This window comes from Companilactobacillus keshanensis, assembly GCF_003946205.1.
In the GTDB taxonomy this organism is placed as follows: domain Bacteria; phylum Bacillota; class Bacilli; order Lactobacillales; family Lactobacillaceae; genus Companilactobacillus; species Companilactobacillus keshanensis.
Genome location: NZ_RHOS01000001.1, coordinates 241,343 through 262,009, shown reverse-complemented (window position 1 = coordinate 262,009; position 20,667 = coordinate 241,343). Strand labels below are relative to the sequence as shown.

Below are 20,667 nucleotides of genomic sequence, written 5' to 3'. Positions count from 1 at the left end.
GTCTCCTGTAGAATACAGGAGACAATCCATGATTTCTTAAAACTTATAAAAATGTCTAACTTTTTTATTGCACTTCATTTTATTTATTTTTACTGTTTTTGACTTTATTTAAAACTAAATATGGATCTTCATGACTTCCCAAAAATAATGGGACTTTTTCCTCCACAACATCACTGAATTCCAAACCATACCAAAGAGATGGACTGATAGTAAGTCGTTGCAATAATAATCTGCCACCAATTAAAAAGCGGTCAAGACTGCGCATGTATTCTTGTGCACCTAAATCTTGAAATTGTTGATTTTGAATTATGAATTTGAAGGATCCAACGTGACGATTTGGCAACATCGAATATCTTGGATCTTGCCGATCGATCGCATCATCATTCATTAATGAATTAATGATTTGTCGAATATAGATATTCACGTGCTGAGATTTTTTAAAACCAAGATTCAATTGAACATTGACAACGTTTCTAGTGTGCATCATATCAACAGTGTAATTACATTCGTAAGGGATGTCAGTTTGATTTACTGAGATAAACCAATAAACCTTGGCCCGTTTAGGTTCTTGATCCAGGATCGAATAAATAATTGATCGTTTCATCGAATAATCAGGACTGATATTGTGCATATAAACTAGATTAGTAGCATACATTGGAATTGATTCATCTTTGCTTAAACATTCTAGCTGGGGAATGAAGTCAAGCAGTGAAACATTTTCACTTTCATTCATATAGACGTCACGGCGTTTGTTTCCAAAGAACCAAATAATCATTATCAAGAGAATTATTGAAGTAATTATAACGGTGATATATCCGCCATGAATGAATTTGACTAAACTAGAAACTAAGAATAACGACTCTAATGCAACAAAACAGACTACAAATAAAAGAGCCAAGTGACGATGCTTTTTCATAATCAAGAATTGATGCAAAAGAATTGTCGTCATCAGCATTGTGATGGTGATTGCCAAACCATAAGCTGCCTCCATATGTTCGGAGGTTTTAAAGGACCAGACGATTCCCAGAGTGATCAAACAAAGAATCCAGTTCACGGTTCCGATATAGAGCTGACTCTTGGATTTTCCAGGGAATTTAACTTTCAAACGAGGTAATATTTTTAAACCGATTGCCTCTTGAACTAGAGTATAAGAACCAGTTATCAAGGCTTGTGAGGCAATAATAGCTGCCAATGTAGCAATTAAAATAGCAAAAATTTTTAATTCAGATGGAATCATTTCATAAAAAGGATTAACTGTATTTAGTCCGACGAATTTACTGTCGGTAAAATGTGTCATAACCCAGGCACCCTGCCCTAAATAATTCAGCATTAACATTAGGCAAACAAATGGCCAAGTAGCATAAATATTATGTTTACCTACTTGTCCCATATCAGAATAAAGTGCTTCAGCACCTGTAGTTGCTAAGAAAACACTGCCGAGAATAAAGATACCAACGTGATTGACAGGACTAGTTAAGACTTTTATCGCATAAAAAGGTGACAAAGCTTTTAGTACAGATAAGTTAGAAAACATATTTTTCAAGCCAATTAGGCCAATAAAAGTAAACCAGACAAGCATGATCGGACCAAATGATCTTCCGATTTTTTCAGTACCAAATTTTTGGATCACAAAAATTGTCAGCAATATCACCGATACGATTGCCAAAATAACTAATTGGTTGTCAGAAAAATTTAGATTGCCGAATTTTTGACCTTTGATACCTTCCATAGCCGAAGTTACGGTAACCGCTGGTGTCAAAGTTCCGTCAGCCAATAATGCTGAACCCCCAATCAAGGCAGGGATCAGAAGCCATTTCTTGCTTGATTTTACGAGAGCATATAAGGCAAAGATGCCGCCTTCACGATTATTGTCGGCTTGCATAGCAACTAAAACATATTTGATCGTTGTTATGAGCATTAGGGTCCAAAAAATTAGTGAAATACTCCCGATGATATATTCTGGCACGGCCTCTTTTAGGCTGCCGGCATCGTTAATAATAGCGTTCATTACGTAAAGTGGGGATGTCCCAATATCACCATAGACAATTCCTAAAGTTATCAGCATACCCATTTTAGAAAATGAAGATGTTTTTCTGATCATAATTTGATTTGCCTCCGAACACTAGAAATCTTGTTTAGTAGGATGACGTTTTCTAGATGTGGGACGATTCTGTTCGTCTTTTAGATTTTGAATTTCATTTTCCAATTCACTCAAAATCGAAATTTGCATTTTTTGAATTTCCAAAATATGTGGCCATTGAACTTCGTTCATTTGGTCGATTTTTTCGTGCAGGATCCTGATCTCCATTTCTGATTTGGTGTTGGTTCTATAATCATTTTCGGCATCAAAACGGTCACGATCTGCCTGACGATTTTGACTCATCATAATTATGGGAGCCTGAATAGCAGCGATACAGCTGAGGAATAAATTTAGAAGGATGAATGGATAGGGATCAAAGTTGACACCCAGAAAATGTGAAACATTGATTCCCATCCAAACAATAAGAATCACTACAAATGTGATAATGAACCCCCAGCTACCTCCGAATCTAGCAACTATATCTGCTAAATGTTGCCCTTTAGTTAATTTGCCATGCATCGTTTCATTGATATTTCTAGTGACATAGTTATCCCTTGCGAGTTCTTTTTGCAAAGCAGCATTCATCATTCGATCTTTTGCCAGATCTTTGTCGATCATATCTTGCATTTGAGCAAGGCGGATCTTTTGAATATCTTTTAAACAAATGAAAGATGAATTTTTTGCATCAGGATTTTTTTCATGAATGGAAATCTTGATATTTTGATTTAGGTCTCTGATAAAAAGACCTTCAGTAGCGGAAAACCGGTTATTACAAATAACACAGACTTGATTTTTTCTGACTGTCATTTTTTAACCTCCTGACCATAAATTTACATAGATGATAATACTTATTTAATGTTTAAACAACTTATACGAATATTATAAAATTAAATAAATTTTAATTAAATAAGTTAAATTGGTATACCTGATTAAAAAAAAGAAGTACAATCGTGAACATTAAATAAAAAGGTGGGGTGTCTATGAGTATTGTATTTATGATTTTGGCGATTTTGTTAGTCTGGGTAATGACGCCAGGGATTGCTGTATTCTATGGCGGATTTGTTCCTAAGAAAGACATTTCTAGAATTTTATTTGATAGTTTTTTAATGTTTGGTCTAGCTGGATTGATGTGGATTTTGATTGGATACTCGGCTTCATTTGAAGGGAATCACCTTGGTATAATCGGCAATTTGAATCATTTGTTTTTATCAGGTGTAAGTCTTACAGCACTTTTTGAACAAACCAAATTACCTACGGCCATTGTGATACTTTTTCAAATGATGTTTGCAATTTTGACACCAGCATTATTTATTGGTGCAATTGCTAACCGAACTAGGATCAAGTTTGTTATTGGCTTTATTATTTTATGGTCATTATTAGTTTATTACCCATTAGTTCATATGGTCTGGTCCAGTAATGGATTTTTAGCCAAAATTGGAGTTTTGGATTTTGCCGGTGGGACAGTTATTCATATCAATGCCGGTATTACAGCACTGGTTTTATCTAATTTTTTGTTGAAGCCCTATAAGCCCGCTGGTCAGGTTAAAGGAAATTCGTTTTGGATACTATTTGGTACGGCACTATTGTGGATCGGCTGGTATGGATTTAATGCAGGAAGTGCTCTGGCTTTAAATGCTCAAGCAATTCAGGCATTCCTTACAACGACCATAGCACCTCTGTCAGCGATGTTAACTTGGATAACCTTGGAGAATACATATAAGGGTAAAATCACGCTTAGCGGCATATGTACGGGCACTGTCTGCGGATTAGTCGGTGTAACACCGGGAGCTGGGTACGTAACGATAATGGCTTCATTTATTATTGGAATTATTTCAGCTCTAGGTAGTTATTATTTTATGAACAATTTGAAATATAAATTACACATCAATGATTACTTGGATATTTTCGGTTCTCATGGTGTCAGCGGTATTATCGGTTCACTAGCAACTGGATTATTTGCCACTAGAACGGTAAATCCTAACGTGATGAATGGTGGACTTCTAGTTGGTGGTGGTTTTAAATTATTATTCATACAAATATTGGGCGTTTTATTTACAATTGTATTTGTTGTAGTGATAAATTGTTTAATTGTAACCGGATTAAAGAGATTGATGAAAGATGACGTTTACAGTCCAGAAATGGATGAACTGAGACATATTGAATTGACTTAGGGTAAGATAAAATGAGATACTAATCGTGGTGCCAAACCAGATGGGGGTACGCGATCGGCGTGAAAGCGTTCGGAAGGTCGCCGCACCTCATCAACTTAGCTCTGCGTTATGCGCAGGGCTATTTTTTTTTAAAACTTGAATTTACAAATCAATTGCAACACTTCATTAAATAAACTTCTGAAGCAGATTGCCAATTAAAAATTTTTCTTGGCCGACTGTTTATTTCAGAGACGACATGTTCAATATATTCATCGCTTAGTGTTGATATGTCATAACCTTTTGGAATATATTCTCTTATCAAACCATTTGTATTCTCGTTGGATCCTCGTTGCCATGGAGAATGTGGATCAGGAAAATAGAATTCTATCTCCATTTTGGAAGTTATATTTACATGAGAACTAAATTCTTTACCTCTATCAGGGGTCAGAGTCTTTCTTTGCTCTTTCGGTAGAGATTCGAGTATTTCTATTAGTATCGGTTCTACATCTTTTGCCTTACGTGATTTTGCTCGTTTGGCTATCAAAATTCTTGTACATCTATCCACGACCGTTACGAGAACCTGTCCTGCTGTGATTCCCAAAACTGTATCCAGTTCCCAATCGCCAATTCTTGATCTTTTATTAGCAAGTTCCGGTCGTTCATGGATAGAATTAGAGATTGATATTTTTCCTCTTCGTTCAATCGATCCCGCAACATGACGTGTTTTACCCTTATGTCGTAATTTGCGAGGCAGTCCTCGGGCATCTTTGGATTTCTTTTTAATTCCTAGATTATTTAGATAAATACCACGGTAAATTGTCGCATAGCTAATGATTGAAAATCCAAATTTTCTCTTAAGGCTGTTTGAAATTTGTTCAGGAGACCATTGATGATTCAAAATTTTATCAACTACATAATTTCGAAGGCTATCATTCTCTAGAATTCTGGAACGATGGCTGTTCGTATGTTTTGTGACATGGTCTTTATGTGCAATTTCTGCTTGATAGCAGCCTTTTTTGCATCTTGATAATTCTCTACAAATGGTACTAGGACTTCTGTTTAGTCTCGAAGCTATAGATCTAATTGAGATGTGTTGGTTTGATAAGACTTCTATACGTGCTCGTTCAAATGATGTAATCTGATAGTAATGGCCCATCAGGAGACCTCCGGATATGTTGTTCTAGACAAACTACATTGTACGCTGTCTCTGATGAGTCAGTTTTTTTTAAACGTGTTGCACTTACATTGTAAATTCAAGAATTAAATAAAGAACCCTGATAATCCAAAGTGGATTACCAGGGCTCTATTTATCTAATTCTTTAAATTGTACCCTTCTTGATAGCTGTCTTGATTCCGGCAACTTCATAGATACTTCTGTCTGCTGAACCACGTTTTAGAAGCGAAGCAGGGAAGCCCTTGAACTTCAACTTCTTGTCTGTAATTTCAGCAATACCATGATTTTGACCTAATGAAGCAATTGTGCCAAGTGAATGGTAAACAAACTTCTTAAGATCCTTGCCATTGATTGAAGCAGCGACATTAAAGGCCGCTCCTGTACCTTCAGCAATGGCCAATTGACCAGTTGTTGGAAGAGGACGTTCCTCTCCTTCAGGTATCATAGCTGAATCATCACCGATAAAGAATGCCTCAGGGTGATCTTCAAGATTTAGAAATGCAGTTGTCATAACACGATTTCTTCTAGCTTCAAGACCTGAATCCTTGATAACATCACTACCACTGACACCAACAGTCCAGATGATAGTATTTCCATCAACACGTTTTTCTTCTTCGCCATCCATGTAGATAACGCCGTCTTTTTCGATCTTAGTGATCTTAGCACCTGTTAAAATCTTGATGCCATGTTTTTCTAGATATGAAACAGCATAAGCGGCAAGTTCTTCATCGAACATTGGTAGGATATGTGTTGCCATTTCTAGACATGTAATCTTAATTTCAGGAACGCCGTATTTTGCTTTGAGGATCTTCGCTGTATCGATCAATTCACCTAAGATTTCAACACCAGTAAATCCAGCACCACAGACAACGATACTTAGATCAGCCTCATCCTGTGATTCCTTGTAGTTAGCAATATTTTCATTGATCTTATTGTAGATATTTTCAGCTGTTTCAATATCTTGAAGAATAAGAGCATTTTCACTTGCGCCTTCAAGTCCGAAGTCTTCAGATCTAAATCCTAGAGCTACGATTATGTAGTCATAAGAAATATCATCGTGATCTTCGAAACTAGCTGATTTATTATCAAGATCTACATTTTTAACTGTAGCCTTGATGAAGTTGACGTTGGAAGGAAGAACAGAACGAACGTCGAAACTAACGGCATCTGCCCTGCTTGTACCAGCAGCAATCATGTGTAACGCTGTTTTTTCTACATGCTTTTCATTTTTATCTACTAAATCTATCTGTGTATCTGATGGAGTAGTTTTAGCTAGATCTCGAGCAGCCTTTAATCCACCGTAACCTGCACCTAATACTAAAATATGGGCCATAATAACTTGTCTCCTTCGTCTTTTAAATATTATTGTTTACGCTACCATTATATATCTATCCGAAGCCCTAAATAAAGTAGGGATACTTCTAATTAGTATTTAATGGGTTTTTACTAATAGAATTTTTCAAAAAGAATGGTGCTAAGATCGTAATCAAAATAATACTGATAATAACGGCCGAATAATACTCATCGGATAATAATTTTACTCCATATCCGATTTGGGCGATTATTAAAGCCATTTCACCACGAGAAATCATTCCTGAACCAATAACATATGAATCCTTTAAATCGAATCCTGATACACGTGCTCCGAATCCAGCACCAATCAACTTGCCAACGATACCAGTAATTGTTAGGACCAAAATCAACCAAAAATCTTTGAAGAAACTATTGAATTCCAAACTGATTCCAATACTGATAAAGAATACTGGGATAAAGATAGAATAACCGATAATTTCGATATTTCGGTTGATTTTTTCATTATATTTAGGTGCATTGGAAATAGCGATACCTGCCACAAAAGCTCCTAAGACTGCATCTAATTGTACGATATCTGCAATATAAGCAAAAATCATACAGATAACTAAAGCCATAATAGTTGGGGCATGCGTAGCATCGATGTATTCGGATAGTTTCATGATCTGTGGAATGATCCAACGATGTGCTACATAAATAATAACGCCGAAAAGCACCCACATACCAAATAGCATCATTAGCTTTTGAGCTGAAAAGTTTCCTGTCAAAGTTCCGGACATAATACTCAAAATGGAGATTGCCAAAATGTCATCTGCAACGGCGGCGCCAAGGATAACTGCACCAGAGTTACTTGATAGATAATTTAAACTCTTTAAAACTTCTACAGAAATTGAAACTGAAGTTGCCGCAAAAACAACCGAAATGAAGATACTCTCTTTAAGATTAATATTGAAAATAAGTGCAGTTATTAAAGTTAATAATACCGGTACAATAACCCCCATGATTGCCACATTGATACTGGGACGTAGGTGTTTTCGTAGTAATTTCAGATCACTTTCTAATCCTGCCAAAAACATCAGCAAAATAACGCCGATCTCAGCGAATAATTCCACTTCGTGAGTCGACTGAACTATGTTTAGAACACCTTTTCCTAAAATAACTCCTAGGATTAGTTGCCCGATAACAGCGGGAAGATTGAGTCGGTTAAAAATATGGCTAACTACTAGAGTTAGGAAGAGCATTAGTGCTAGTAATGTTATAAATTCCATATTACCTCCTTACTTTCTTTCGATACCATGGATAAAAATTTTGACCATCGTGTTCAAATTAGCAATATTACGCTTCCGTTTAGCGTCATTATACTCGATATATGGTAAAAGCATGGTCAAAAAGGTCCCCACTTGAACAGGAATTGCTAAATCAGAGCGTAGTTCACTTTTGTGTGATTGGAAAATATTAAACATAACTTTATAATAACCGCCATCCCAATTTTTACCGATATTTTTACGATCTTCATCATTAAAGACAGTCTCCATATCGTGGCGCATCATGAAGTAATTGATCCGGAAATTTTCAATCATATATGTTGATATAGTAAGTATCAGATCCTCAAAGGGTTGTTCCTTGTTCTCTTTGTAGACAGATAGCAGTCCTTCGCTAAAACCACTTACAGCGTATTCGATAGCTTTCATGTAGAGAACTTTCTTATTCTTGTAGTAGTGATACATATTAGGCTGAGTAATATGCAGTTCATTAGCGATTTTTCTAGTTGAAGTGGCTTGATAACCTTGGGACAAAAAGTCCTTTGCGGCTACTTCAAGAATAGCATTTTTAGTTTTTTCAGCTTGTTTATCTCTGGAATTCATTAATTATTTCACCCTCGTGTTCATTGAACTTAATTATACCAACATAATCCTAAAAAAAGTGAATTTATCATCTGATAAATAAAATATACAAAAAAACTATCTGAACATCAACTAGCATGCTCAAACAGTCTAATTTAGTTATTTTTTCTCTTTAATAATGTAAATTGGACGTTTTTTAACTTCTAAGAATATTTTACCAATATATTCACCCAAAATACCAATACTTAATAATTGTATTCCACCGATAAGTAAAATAAGAGTTACCATCGAAGACCAACCGTTAACGCTGCTTGTTGGATTGATGATCTTTCTGATAATAATAGCGATAATAGCAATAACTGAGGCAATAGAGAAAGCAGATCCCATCCAAGTTGCAAACATCAAAGGACGTTCAGTGAAATCTACGATACCCGTTATAGCGTACTTAAGTAATTTCCAAAAGTTCCATGAAGTAGTACCAGCAACACGTTCTCTGTTTTTGTAAGGTAGGTATTTAGTTTTGAAGCCGACCCAACTAAAAATACCTTTTGAAAAACGGTTGTATTCAGTCATTGAAAGAATTGCATTGACCATTTGACGTGTCATCAAACGATAATCACGTGCACCTGGAATGATCTTAGTTTGTGACATTTTATTGATCACACCATAAAAGGAATTTGAGAAGAAGGAAATAATAGGATTTTCTCCTTCTCGATCCATTCTAGCCGTACCGATACAATCATAGTCATCTTCATCCGACTCTAACATATCAAACATTTTGACCAACATTTCTGGTGGATCTTGAAGGTCAACGTCCATAACGGCGGTATATTCACCAGTAACTTCGTTTAAGCCCGCATACAAAGCCGATTCTTTACCGAAGTTTCTTGAGAATGAGATGTAGTGAACTTCGTCACTGTGCTTTTTTTGTAGGTCACGTAGAACTTGGTAAGTTCTATCGTGGGAACCATCATCAACAAACCAATATTCTAAGTTAAATTTGTTATTTTCGGTTTTTACTTTATTCATGGCTTCATAATAAAGCTCAATCGACTCTTCCTCGTTATAGCAAGGAACGACCACAGAAATAGTCTTCATAAAAATATCTTCCAATCTATTTGATAAGGTTAAATAATGCTCGAAAATACGGGACAAAGGTCAGTCAGCTTGACTGCCTTTTGCCCCGCATTGTTAAATCTTAAGTGAATCTGGTAAATACAATTCGTTGCTACTTGAATGACTGATCGAGCTGACACTGATATCACGAGTTGTTGAAGTTTCAATAGCTTGTAAGTCTTCAGCATGTTCAACCAAGATATTCAAAATATTAGTATTTGCAGTCAATAGATTTATAACTTCTTTTATATTCTTTTGAGCATTTGTAAGAAGAGGGATAAATTTATCATTTTCAATCTTGTTGTCATTAGTAATTAATTTATATAGTAAGTCGTCATTGTTACCAACGAAGATCCCATTGCTGGTATCAAGAGTTAAACTCTTAAGCCACCATGCAATTAGTTCATCTTTTTTGTTGAAGTCATGTTCTAATAAACCGTTTGCGTCAAACAATTGGTAACTATTGGCCTTTTCACCTTCAAATATGACAGTGAGAACTATGGAACCGTCTGTTCTATAGAAGCTTTGTTCTGTTAAATCTTGTTTTTTATTGAAAATTTGAACGGATGATAATTGGCCAGAAATATTGTAAACGTTGGTCTTATTGATTTGTTCGTTCTTGTAGTAGTTGATTCGATTTATTTTTTCATTGTCATATTCAACGGTCATCAAAAGATTATTGTTTTGGTCATAGATCAAAGTATCTTTAGTCTCAACATCGGTTCTAGTGATCCAACCATCATTTTCAGGAATTGAAACAGGTTGTTCGGTTGGATTAGCACTGACTTGTAATTGATCAAATAAATTGATCACATTAGGATTTTCTAAGTGATTTGTTTGAATTTCAGAGTTAATTGTTTCAGCAAGTTTTTCGTTGTAGAAAGTTGAAATGACAGTAACTGATTTTTGTAACTTAGACTCCAAGAAACGAATCGTATCAAATAGGTTACTCATTTGATTATTGTCATCGAATGAATTCGCTAAAACATAGTAGTCTTTGTCTTTATCTAAATAGACGTCACGAACTAGGAATGCTGAATGGAATACATCTTTAATGTATTTTTCAATGTAAGCCTTATTGTTATTTACTTCTGATAATTCAGATTCGATCTTCTTGTGTTCTTCATCAAGACTTTGAACATGTCTTTCAAGACTAGCCGTTGTTTCAATACGATAGTTACGATCATTTTTGATCTTACTTTCGATTTGGTTAGCATTACCCTTAAGTGAATTAATAGCTGAATTAGTTTGATTGATCTTAGCATTAACATCGTCAAGTTCTTCATTGAGCTTTTTGATGTCAGCATTAATATCGTCGATATTATTTTGAATGTCAGCACGTTGATCATATAACTTGTTGATAGAAGTTTTTTGATCTTCCATTAAAACAAGCATTTTTTGTAGATCTTTTTCTTCCTTGATAGAACCAGACAAGTCCTTTTCGGATTGTTCATTTTTAGCTAAATCGGCTTGTTGCTCTTCGAGATTCTGTTGGTTACGTTCGATTTTGGCAGTTAAAGTATTCTTTTGTTTTTTGTAATCAGCCAAAAACTCTTCTTGTTCTTTTTGGTCCGCACGAACTCTAGCCAATTTCTCTTTTTCAGCATTGTCATTTTGTGACTTAATATCAGCCAACTTTTCGTCAGTTTCCGATTGATCACGATTCAATGTGTCTAAGTAATTGGATAAAGTTCCTTTTTTATTTTCTAGGTCATCTTTTTCGGTAAAAAGATTAGTTTTTAGATCATTTCTCAATTGTGTATATTGGTGAGAAAGTTCATTCATTTGGTCTTCGATGCCAAGACGCTGATCTTTTACAGATACAGGTAAATTAGCGCTTTCATCTGACGTTTCTGCTGGTGTATTATTATCAGTAGATGTTATTTGATCCTTTTCTTGTGTATCGGGTAGTTCGTCCGCTACAGTTTCATTTTTTGAATCTGGTTTCTCATCTATTTTGCGTAACATGTTAAATAATTTCACGAATGAATTCCCCCAGGAAAAGACTTATAATAGTTACTAAAGAGTAGCATTTTTTTAAATTGGTGTAAAGCTGACACAAAGCCATTTTAAACAAATGTTAATACCTAAAAAAAGGAGATTTGAATATGAAGATAATGGCTATAAATGCGGGGAGCTCCACACTTAAGTGGAAACTGTTCGAAATGCCGGAGAAAGCAACGATTGCTTCTGGAATGATCGATCGTTTGGGTACACCAAAATCAGTTTTTAAACTGAAATATAATGGTGAAAAGATTGAATATGAACAAGCAATTGAATCAAATGAAATTGCGGTCTTATCAATCTTAGATGCTCTAAAGGACAAAAAGATCATTGAAAGGTTTGAAGATATCGTTGCCTTTGGTCATCGTGTCGTAGCTGGCGGTGAAGAATTTAAGAAATCTGAAATCGTAACCGATGAGAATCTTCATAAAATCCTACAGTTATCTGAGTATGCACCTCTACACAATAAAATCGAAGCCTACTATATTAGTGTCTTTAAGAAATTAGTACCAAAGGCAATTCAAGTCGGTGTCTTTGATACTTCTTTCTTTACCGATATTCCTGAAGAAAATTATCTTTATAGCGTTGATTTGGAAGACTACAAGAAATATAAGGTACGTCGCTATGGTGCACATGGAACAAGTCACAGGTATATTGCTCAACGTTTAAATGAAATAGTTGATGGCGGCATTCAAGATAAGAATGTCATCGTTATGCATCTAGGTAGTGGTGCTTCGATCAGTGCTATTAAGAATGGTAAAGCTTTTGATATCTCAATGGGATTCACACCATTAACTGGTATCACAATGAGTACTAGAAGTGGTGACCTTGATGTATCAATGATCCCTTATTTGATGAAGAAATTAGGTTTGAATAACATTGAAGATATGATAGATATTCTAAATCATAAATCAGGGTTGCTTGGTATTTCTGGAGTTTCAGCTGATATGCGTGATATTGAAGCTGTTGAGGATACCAACGAACGTGCTGCTTTAGCACTACAAATTTTCCGTAACCGCATTGTGAAATATGTCGGTTCATACATCGCTGAAATGGGTGGAGTTGACGTTTTGGCCTTCACAGCCGGTGTAGGTGAAAATTCTAAAGAGGTTCGTGAGGATATTTTGAACAGTTTTAGTTATATGGGTGTCAAAGTTGACTCAGAAAATAACAAACTTCGTGGTAAAGAAGTCAAGATCACAACTGATGACTCTAAAATTGCTGGCTACACAATTCCAACTGATGAAGAATTAATGATTGCTCAAGACACATACAGCTTTGCTAAATTATTAAATTAGAAATTTAGCAGTACCCCTAATCCAAAAGAGACTACTTCAGTTAAGGTTATCAATAAAAGATTTTTGATAATCAATGGGAAAGTCTCTTTTTTGATAGGATTTTTAGTGAACCCAATAGTATTCTTGTAGACGATTGGTGTAATCAAAAATGTCAGTAACATCATTTTTGGTAATAGTCCAATGATGACTGAGCAGGCCAGGGCCAAATATCCTAACATATATAGGGATTTCAAAATGAAGATGGAATTGCTTTTGCCCAAATAGTAAACGAGTGTTTTTCGCCCTAGTCCGATATCTTCTTTATCATCGGCAATATTATTAGCCAATAAGAGGTTTGAGATGGCAAAAACGGTAAGTAATGACGATAAAAGTGCATCTCCGTAAAATTTAAAATCTAAAATAGTTGTTGGAGAATCGAAGGTATTGATATAGATAGCAATTAGATAAATTACATATCCCATCGTAAAGCCAGAGAAAAATTCACCCAGCGGACCACGATTGATTGGTTTTGGACCTCCGGCATAAAAGAAGCCGACTGCAAACGAGAATATTCCCATAATGAGTAGCGGTATTCCAGTTTTATATACAATATATAAGCCAATAACGCCAGCAATTAAGCTAAACGAAAAGTCTAGCCAACCGACCAAATGAATATTTAAATTGTTAACTCCGATAACGTTGGTTTCGCGACGAAAGCTCTCACTGCCAGTAGCATTTTTGTAGTCCCAGTAATTGTCATTGATGTCTACGGCCATATTGAATAGCAACATTGCGATAAAGAATAGAATCAACTCAAGAGCGTTAATTGAATGCCAGTGATAATATGAATATAAAGTTCCCATTAAGAAGGGAAAAACGCTAGCTGTCTTAGCCTTAATTTCAACTAGTTCTAAAAAAATTGATGGTTTCAAATAATCATTCCTTTTAATTTGATATATTATATTATAAGGTTATTTAAAATATTACTACAAGTAACGGGTAGAGAGGGATTACATGTCGCATTCAATTTGGAAAAAGTATTCACAGATGGGGAAGAAAGTCGATCAAACCACTGAGTATATTCATCGTATTGTTGATATAAAGAATGAAGAAATCAGATCCATGATCGAAGATCTAACCTCCGGTGGTAAAATGTTGCGCCCGGCTTTCTTTCTAATGTTCAGTGAAATTGGACCCAAAGAGAGGCCAGATTCTGAATTGATTCCCTTAGCAGCATCATTGGAGTTACTGCATGTAGCTACGCTGATCCACGATGATGTAATAGATGATTCACCAATGCGTCGCTCTAAGACTACTATCCATACCCGTTATGGAAAACGTAACGCCATCTATGCTGGGGATTATCTGTTTACCGTTTACTTTGAACTTGCTTCTAGATATTTGCCAGCACAAAAATATGTGCTCTTGAATGCATTGAGCATGAAGAAGATTTTGACAGGTGAGCTAGATCAGATGTTGATCAATTATAATGTTAATGCAACTGCCAAAATGTATTTTACTGAAATTGCAGGTAAAACAGCCGAACTATTCAGCTTAAGTACTATGATGGGTGCGGTGGTGTCTGGTGGAGACCAGAAGTTGATCAATTTGTCTAAAAATATTGGGCATGATATAGGAATGTCATTTCAAATAATTGATGATGTTTTGGATTTTGGTAGCAGTACGGATACGGGGAAACCTAATTTTGAGGATCTACGTAACGGTGTTTACTCGTTACCCTATATTTTAGGATTGCAGGATAAGAATACCGAATTAATTGAAATATTATCAAGAAATAATTTGACTGATCAAGAGATAACTCAAGCTGCTCAAATTGTGGTGGATCAAGGATATCTGGATAAGACTAAAGAGATTGCGTTAACATATAGTAATCATGCTTTGAGAAGAATTGATAAATTACCAGATAAGGAAAACAAGAAAATATTAAGCAAAGTTGTGAAGAAATTGATCGACCGAATAAATTAAGAAAACACCAACTAGCGTTATAACGCTGGTTGGTGTTTTTTATTTTTTGCTTATATTATCGAAGAAAGTTTTTTTTAAATGACGAGTTTTACGAGCAATTTGATTACGCTCTTTGATAATTAAATAAACCGTTACACTTAATAGCAATAAAAATGACAGAGGATCTAATAAAATACTATCAGAGTAAAGTAAATTGAACCAAAACATAATAAAAATAAATAATCCGGTAATGTAAAAATAATCCCACTTTAGCATATGATCACGTCCAGTATTCTGATTTCTGGATATACTACGATGAAATTGTCCTCTGCGCAAAAGATAGATTTTAATTATTTAAAGAAAAATAAGTATCTCATGACGGGATTTATAAAATTTTAACTTAGATTGTAAGGCCTTAATTTAATACGATAAACAGGAAAAATATAGATTGTCGATTACGGTTACTGTATACAAGTTAATATCCGCAAATTAGATAATATTCTTTTGAACTGTAGAAACAAATTAATTTTTCGAGTAGAATTAGAAGGTTAAGTTTTAAAAACGGAGGGAAGCATTATTTTTAAAGGGGAAGGGTTTCATCAGATTTTTCGAAAGAAAATGCCCATATTGGTAATTTCAATATTGGTATTAATATTTGGTTTTCTTTTATTATTTAATATAAGGCACATACCTGGTTTGTATATTGATGAAGTCAATTATATGAATGAAGTAATAAGTAGAGTGAATTATGGAACGGATATCCATGGTCTTAAGAATCCTATCTATTTTGCAAGTGTCTGGGGTCAGGGACAATCCGTGTTGTATTCATGGATCGTAATCCCAGTTGTTAAAATATTTGGATTCTCTATATTGTCGTTTAGATTACCAATTGCAATATTAACTATAATAACAATTATTAGCATCATAGCAGCCATATATTTAAGCTCCAAAGAGAAGCTTTTAGCAGTTTGTATCACTGTTTCATTAGTTACAACACCTTGGTTATTCGTATCAAGTAGGTGGGTTCTGGATGCTAATATTTCACCGATATTTGTTATTTTAGGATTAGTATCTATGTATGGGTCGATGGCTAGATCTTATAAGGTCGAAAGATATATTCTTTTAATGTGTTCAGCGATTTTGTTGTCCTTATCAGCTTACGGATACATCGCAGCTTGGATATATCTTCCATTTTTGATAGTTATTCTGTTTGTGACCGGAATTATTAAGAGGTGGTTTTCGCTAAGGGAAATGCTATTTTGGGCAGCCATAATTTTTGTCTTTGCATTCCCATTAATAATTTTTGCTTACAGGGTCAACATACAGCATGTTACTAAATTTTCGACTTTTATGTTTTTTGGTTTTCCATATTTACAGGCTAATAGAGTGGGATCATTAATCAGTTTTGATGGTTCGATCTTAAGTAATATTAGAGTGAATATTGATATGGGAATAAAACAAGTATTGTTGGGAACAGATAGTTTGCCTCAAAATAGTGTGGCACCTTACGGAGCTATTTTCCCATTTATGACGATATTTACTGTATTGGGAGTTTTTGCTAAGAAGTCTTTCTTTAGTGAAAGTGCGATTAATTTTCGGGTCATTATATTAGAAGCTCTTTTTTCTTTTATTCCTGGCATAATGATTATTCGACCGAATTATAATCATTGGAATTTTATCTGGTTCCCATTAGCCATTTTAACTGGTTACGGATTGTACGCCGCCTTTAAAATGTTACATCGAGTTAGCTGGAGAGTACTTCTTGCAGTTCCTGTTCTAGTTTTTTATGTATTTGTATTTAACTCATATTTTGGTGTTGATCATGAAAAAACTTATTTTAATAGTTCATTAGGATCTGTAGAGGAAACTAGAACAGTTGATAGAATGATGGTAAAACGATATAAACATGATCATCTTTATATTGAAAGTCTTTCAGAGACATTTGATATGTTTAGACTAGTTCGTAATCCGATAAATGATTCTCAATATTTAAAGATGGTAAAGGATGCTAAAGGGAAAAATGGCAGTATTATTCCAGCTCCTGTAAACTCTTATGGTTACTTACGAAGTGTTGATAATATCAGTAAAGCATCGACTGGTGATTTAACAATGATTTATGAGGATGATTTAAACAATCAAGGCTCATTCTTAGCAACTAACCATAAATGGCATTTTGTAAAGAATTTACGTTTTAATCATCGTAATGTGAAAATCTTTAGAATGGAATAGAAATTAAAATAGGTCTTCAAAAATCAATCTGATTTTTGAAGACCTATTTTTATAATCCTTGATCCATTCGATATAGTTCTTGGAAGTGTTTATTTGATTTATAAAGTTCTTCAGGAGAACCTTGCATTTCAATTTTTTCATCATTCATGAAGACGACATGATCGACATATTTTATCCCTTGAAGATGATGTGTTACCCAAATTATAGTTTTATCCTGCAAGACATCAAAGAAGGTATCAAGCAGATTATTCTCAGTTATAGGATCAAGTCCTACAGTCGGTTCATCAAGTAAGACTATTGGGGCATCTTGCAATAAAATCCTTGCTAAAGCAATTCTTTCTTGCTCACCACCTGAGAATCGAGCGCCATTTTCACCAACGTTAGTATTGTATTTATCTGGAAGTGATTCAATCAAATCTTTTAAACCAACACGTTCTATTGCCTCTATAACGTCGGCGTCGGAACGGTTTTCATTACCTAAACGAACATTATTGATAACTGAGGTATTGAATAAGAATGGTTTTTGATTTAGCACAGAAAAAATTTTGTCACGGTTCTTTTGAATAGCCTGAATATCAATATCATTGATTTCAATCTTACCTGTTTGAGGTATTAAATCACCTAATATCAATTGCAATATAGTAGTTTTACCAATACCGCTAGGCCCTAGTAAAGCCAATTTTTCACCCTTTTTAATATGTTGAGTAAAGTGTTTGATCAATATGGGCGAGTCACTACTATACTCGAAGTTAACGTCATCCAGATCTAAAGATTTAAAGTCATTTGGTCTAAGGTCAACTTGATCGGGTAACTCATTTTTTACAGGCTGAATTTTATTCAAACGTTCAATCGAATCACGATATTGTGGCCATTCTTCAAATCCTTGACTGACAGGGATCAAAGTATCTGACAGTGGAAATAAACTCAAAACGACCGCTGCTACAAAGTTAGCTTGTCCCTGGTTGTCAGTCATCGTTAGATTTGTAAAAATCAAAAAGCAAATTGCAATTGCAGCAAATATAAGTTGCAATACGAAGTCACGATTACGTTTAAATGATTTTGACTTATCTTTAGATTTGTTTAATTCATCAACATCTTGGGCGGAAAGATTTTTGAAATCCTTAAAACGTCCAGAGATGATCCAATCATCAACACCTAAAATATTATCAGTCAATTTGGTATACAGAGAACTTTTAAGTTGTTTCTGACATTCTTTACGGTTATTTTCAATAATTACCGATACGAAAGGTACGACGGCAACTTCAATCACTAATAGTAAGAAGACAAAAATACCAAAAGCAGGTGTGTAGATTCCTAAGGCTAGTGAACCAATAATTGTTAATAGGTACGCTATAACGGTAGGGAAAACTGTTCTTAGATAAAGATTTTGCAGGTGATTTATATCTTCAGATAATAAACCCATAATATCCCCGGCCTTATGATGTTCATTAAAAAATGAGGCATCACTCTCCAAAGTCGTATAAAGTCTTGTTCTCAAATTAGAAGTAACTTTCAAAACCCAATTGTGACTCTTGAGACGTTCAATATACTTAAAGGTAGGACGTCCGATACCAAAGGCTCTAGTCAAAAGGATCGGTACGTAAATCAATAGAATATTGACTGGATGTGTTGCGGCCTTATCTATTGTATAACCAGAAGTAAACATCAATGCTGCAGCACAGAATGATGTGAGAAGTCCTAATAATAAAACTGAGATCAATAGTCCTTTGTACTTTTTGATATACGGTTTGACCCAAGTATCATGTTTGAAAACTTTCATAATTGATCCCCCCGCATATTATTTATAAGTTGATTAAAAGCACCGTTATGATCAGAAAGCTCATCAGGTGTACCTTGCTCAGTGATTTTTCCGTTATCCATAACGATAACGTAGTCCATTTCTTTGATCCAATGTAGTCGATGAGTAGCAAATATAACTAAATGATTCTGAAATAATTCTTCCATAGGCTTCTTCAAGGCATACTCAGTTTCAATATCCAAATGTGCTGTTGGTTCATCGAAGATCAAGATATGACGTTCACTCGCCAAGAAAGCACGAGCAATCATGATTCTTTGTTGCTGCCCGCCAGAAATACCGCGTCCACCTTCACCGATAATAGTTTGATATCCATCAGGTAAAGTTTTCAAGAAATCTTTTAATCCAGCTTTATCACTCGCAAATTGGATCTCTTCTTCTGTCGCATTTGGTTTATAAAAGGCAATATTTTCAGCAATTGTTCCAGCAAATAAGTAAGGTGACTGTGGCAGAAAGGCCAATTCATCTTGCCATGTGCGTTGTTTTAATGAATTTATCGACTGATCATTGACTTTGATTTTAGCGTTATCAGGATTCAAAAAACCACCCAAGGTCCGGATCAAAGTTGTTTTTCCGGAGCCTGATTTACCTATAACGCCGATCCTTTGATAACCATGTAGTTGGATCCGCTTGATATCTAAACTAGAATCGTGGTTATTTTGTCCGTCAGGGTAATTAAAAATCAAATTATCGACTTCTAATTTTGAATCTTTATTCCAAGTCAGTTTCTTGAGGTCATTTTCCTCAGCCTTTGTATCGTCTTTTTCCAAGATAGAAAAGATCGAACCAAGAGCATTTTTACCATCTAAAGTAGCGTGGTAATCACTTGAAAAATCCCTTAAAGGCAGAAAATATTCCGGTGCCAAAATCAAGGTTACCAAAGCTGGAAAGAGTGGAAAGGCATTATTGATAAGTCCTAGTCCTAAAAATACAGCCAGAATGGCAATTCCAAGCGTTGTAAGCCAATCTAAGGCAAAGGTCGATAAGATAGCAATACGTAAAGTATTCATTGTCCGACGGCGGTATTCGTCACTGACGGTATAAATATTTCTAGCATAACGTTTGCTTAGACCTAACATTTTCAGTGTGGGTAGACCACGTAAGGCGTCTAAAAAGTGGTTTGAAAGGATCGTATATTGATGATATTGTGCATCGGCCTTGGCCTGAGCAGCCATTCCCAAAATGATCATGAATAGAATAACTAAAGGCACAATTATCGTTAAAGTAATACCGGAAGCAATATTTTGCGTATAAATATAGATTAATAAAACCGGTGGTATGAAGGTCATATTCATCAGTTTTGTAAAAATCAATTTAAAATAATTTTCGATCAAATCAATTCCATCTAATGATGCAGTAACGATATTACCTGTACCTTTTTCAGATAGAAGTGAAGGTCCGGCTTCATAAACTCGATCTAGTAATTGAGAACGAATTTCTTCTGAAGTTTTACTGGCATAATTTTCGACGATTTTGTTGTTGATGAGATTTAGTAAGTGTCTGAGAATGAAGGCAATCGCAAACAAGGTCATTGGTAGGATTATCGTTTGTAATGCCTTTTGATTCCAAGAGTTTACTAGAGCCTCTGCTAAATACTTACCTTGGAATAAAACAACAAAAGCTTGCAAGAGAGTTAATCCTGCAAGCACAATTAAAAGTTGTTTTGTTCCAGGTAAGCGAAATAATCGCTTATCGATCATA

The 20,667-nt window shown here is 35.0% G+C and carries 15 protein-coding genes; 4 read left to right on the top strand and 11 right to left on the bottom strand.

Annotated elements, in window-relative coordinates; genetic code table 11:
- Positions 1-79: 79 nt before the first annotated feature.
- Positions 80-2,101, bottom strand: a complete 2,022-nt coding sequence (locus EKM64_RS01260) for a KUP/HAK/KT family potassium transporter (RefSeq protein ID WP_125674781.1) — start codon at positions 2,099-2,101, stop codon at positions 80-82.
- A 21-nt stretch (positions 2,102-2,122) separates the two neighbouring features.
- Positions 2,123-2,887 carry a DUF1003 domain-containing protein gene (locus tag EKM64_RS01255; RefSeq protein ID WP_125674779.1) on the bottom strand — a complete coding sequence of 255 codons (765 nt, stop codon included), beginning with the start codon at positions 2,885-2,887 and terminating at the stop codon, positions 2,123-2,125.
- Positions 2,888-3,060: 173 nt separating this feature from the next.
- Between EKM64_RS01255 and EKM64_RS01250 the strand changes: the two genes are divergently transcribed.
- Positions 3,061-4,251 carry an ammonium transporter gene (locus EKM64_RS01250; protein WP_125674777.1) on the top strand — a complete coding sequence of 397 codons (1,191 nt, stop codon included), beginning with the start codon at positions 3,061-3,063 and terminating at the stop codon, positions 4,249-4,251.
- 148 nt (positions 4,252-4,399) lie between these two features.
- On the opposite strand, the gene EKM64_RS01245 is transcribed toward EKM64_RS01250, so the two are convergent.
- From EKM64_RS01245 to EKM64_RS01220, 6 genes are all read right to left on the bottom strand, one after another.
- Positions 4,400-5,386: an IS30 family transposase gene (locus EKM64_RS01245; protein WP_125674775.1), complete on the bottom strand. Its 987-nt coding sequence runs from the start codon at positions 5,384-5,386 to the stop codon at positions 4,400-4,402.
- 163 nt (positions 5,387-5,549) lie between these two features.
- Positions 5,550-6,737 (bottom strand): NAD(P)/FAD-dependent oxidoreductase, encoded by a 1,188-nt coding sequence (locus tag EKM64_RS01240; protein WP_125674773.1) that lies wholly within the window; start codon positions 6,735-6,737, stop codon positions 5,550-5,552.
- A gap of 88 nt (positions 6,738-6,825) precedes the next feature.
- Complete coding sequence (locus EKM64_RS01235; RefSeq protein WP_125674771.1) at positions 6,826-7,983, bottom strand: cation:proton antiporter; 1,158 nt, start codon at positions 7,981-7,983, stop codon at positions 6,826-6,828.
- 9 nt (positions 7,984-7,992) lie between these two features.
- On the bottom strand, positions 7,993-8,580 hold the full coding sequence (locus tag EKM64_RS01230) for a TetR/AcrR family transcriptional regulator (RefSeq protein ID WP_125674769.1): 588 nt from the start codon (positions 8,578-8,580) through the stop codon (positions 7,993-7,995).
- A gap of 138 nt (positions 8,581-8,718) precedes the next feature.
- Positions 8,719-9,657, bottom strand: a complete 939-nt coding sequence (locus EKM64_RS01225) for a glycosyltransferase family 2 protein (RefSeq protein ID WP_125674767.1) — start codon at positions 9,655-9,657, stop codon at positions 8,719-8,721.
- A 93-nt stretch (positions 9,658-9,750) separates the two neighbouring features.
- Positions 9,751-11,658 (bottom strand): hypothetical protein, encoded by a 1,908-nt coding sequence (locus EKM64_RS01220; RefSeq protein ID WP_125674764.1) that lies wholly within the window; start codon positions 11,656-11,658, stop codon positions 9,751-9,753.
- Between the two features lie 125 nt (positions 11,659-11,783).
- Here EKM64_RS01220 and EKM64_RS01215 point away from each other — a divergent pair, with 125 nt between their 5' ends.
- Positions 11,784-12,977, top strand: a complete 1,194-nt coding sequence (locus EKM64_RS01215) for an acetate/propionate family kinase (protein WP_125674762.1) — start codon at positions 11,784-11,786, stop codon at positions 12,975-12,977.
- On the opposite strand, the gene EKM64_RS01210 is transcribed toward EKM64_RS01215, so the two are convergent.
- Entirely contained in the window at positions 12,974-13,888 is a 915-nt protein-coding gene (locus EKM64_RS01210) for a 1,4-dihydroxy-2-naphthoate polyprenyltransferase (protein WP_125674760.1), read from the bottom strand. The two genes, EKM64_RS01215 and EKM64_RS01210, sit on opposite strands and share 4 nt — an antisense overlap.
- An 82-nt stretch (positions 13,889-13,970) precedes the next feature.
- On the opposite strand from EKM64_RS01210, the gene EKM64_RS01205 reads away from it, so the two are divergent.
- Complete coding sequence (locus EKM64_RS01205; protein WP_125674758.1) at positions 13,971-14,942, top strand: polyprenyl synthetase family protein; 972 nt, start codon at positions 13,971-13,973, stop codon at positions 14,940-14,942.
- A gap of 699 nt (positions 14,943-15,641) precedes the next feature.
- A complete protein-coding gene (locus EKM64_RS01200) occupies positions 15,642-17,150 on the top strand; it encodes a hypothetical protein (RefSeq protein ID WP_125674756.1) in 1,509 nt (502 codons plus the stop codon).
- Positions 17,151-17,199: 49 nt separating this feature from the next.
- Here the strand turns inward: EKM64_RS01200 and cydC are convergent, their stop codons facing one another.
- Both cydC and cydD read right to left on the bottom strand, forming a co-directional pair.
- Positions 17,200-18,930 (bottom strand): thiol reductant ABC exporter subunit CydC, encoded by a 1,731-nt coding sequence (gene cydC / locus EKM64_RS01195; protein WP_125674754.1) that lies wholly within the window; start codon positions 18,928-18,930, stop codon positions 17,200-17,202.
- Complete coding sequence (gene cydD, locus EKM64_RS01190) at positions 18,927-20,666, bottom strand: thiol reductant ABC exporter subunit CydD (RefSeq protein WP_125674752.1); 1,740 nt, start codon at positions 20,664-20,666, stop codon at positions 18,927-18,929. The genes cydC and cydD overlap by 4 nt, the downstream gene beginning before the upstream one ends.
- Position 20,667 lies beyond the last annotated feature (1 nt).

Bases quoted from the DNA above. Each gene is read 5' to 3' on its own strand.
- EKM64_RS01260 (WP_125674781.1), bottom strand. From the start codon at position 2,101: ATGATCAGAAAAACATCTTCATTTTCTAAAATGGGTATGCTGATAACT.
- EKM64_RS01255 (WP_125674779.1), bottom strand. From the start codon at position 2,887: ATGACAGTCAGAAAAAATCAAGTCTGTGTTATTTGTAATAACCGGTTT.
- EKM64_RS01250 (WP_125674777.1), top strand. From the start codon at position 3,061: ATGAGTATTGTATTTATGATTTTGGCGATTTTGTTAGTCTGGGTAATG.
- EKM64_RS01245 (WP_125674775.1), bottom strand. From the start codon at position 5,386: ATGGGCCATTACTATCAGATTACATCATTTGAACGAGCACGTATAGAA.
- EKM64_RS01240 (WP_125674773.1), bottom strand. From the start codon at position 6,737: ATGGCCCATATTTTAGTATTAGGTGCAGGTTACGGTGGATTAAAGGCT.
- EKM64_RS01235 (WP_125674771.1), bottom strand. From the start codon at position 7,983: ATGGAATTTATAACATTACTAGCACTAATGCTCTTCCTAACTCTAGTA.
- EKM64_RS01230 (WP_125674769.1), bottom strand. From the start codon at position 8,580: ATGAATTCCAGAGATAAACAAGCTGAAAAAACTAAAAATGCTATTCTT.
- EKM64_RS01225 (WP_125674767.1), bottom strand. From the start codon at position 9,657: ATGAAGACTATTTCTGTGGTCGTTCCTTGCTATAACGAGGAAGAGTCG.
- EKM64_RS01215 (WP_125674762.1), top strand. From the start codon at position 11,784: ATGAAGATAATGGCTATAAATGCGGGGAGCTCCACACTTAAGTGGAAA.
- EKM64_RS01205 (WP_125674758.1), top strand. From the start codon at position 13,971: ATGTCGCATTCAATTTGGAAAAAGTATTCACAGATGGGGAAGAAAGTC.
- EKM64_RS01200 (WP_125674756.1), top strand. From the start codon at position 15,642: ATGAATGAAGTAATAAGTAGAGTGAATTATGGAACGGATATCCATGGT.
- cydC (WP_125674754.1), bottom strand. From the start codon at position 18,930: ATGAAAGTTTTCAAACATGATACTTGGGTCAAACCGTATATCAAAAAG.
- cydD (WP_125674752.1), bottom strand. From the start codon at position 20,666: ATGATCGATAAGCGATTATTTCGCTTACCTGGAACAAAACAACTTTTA.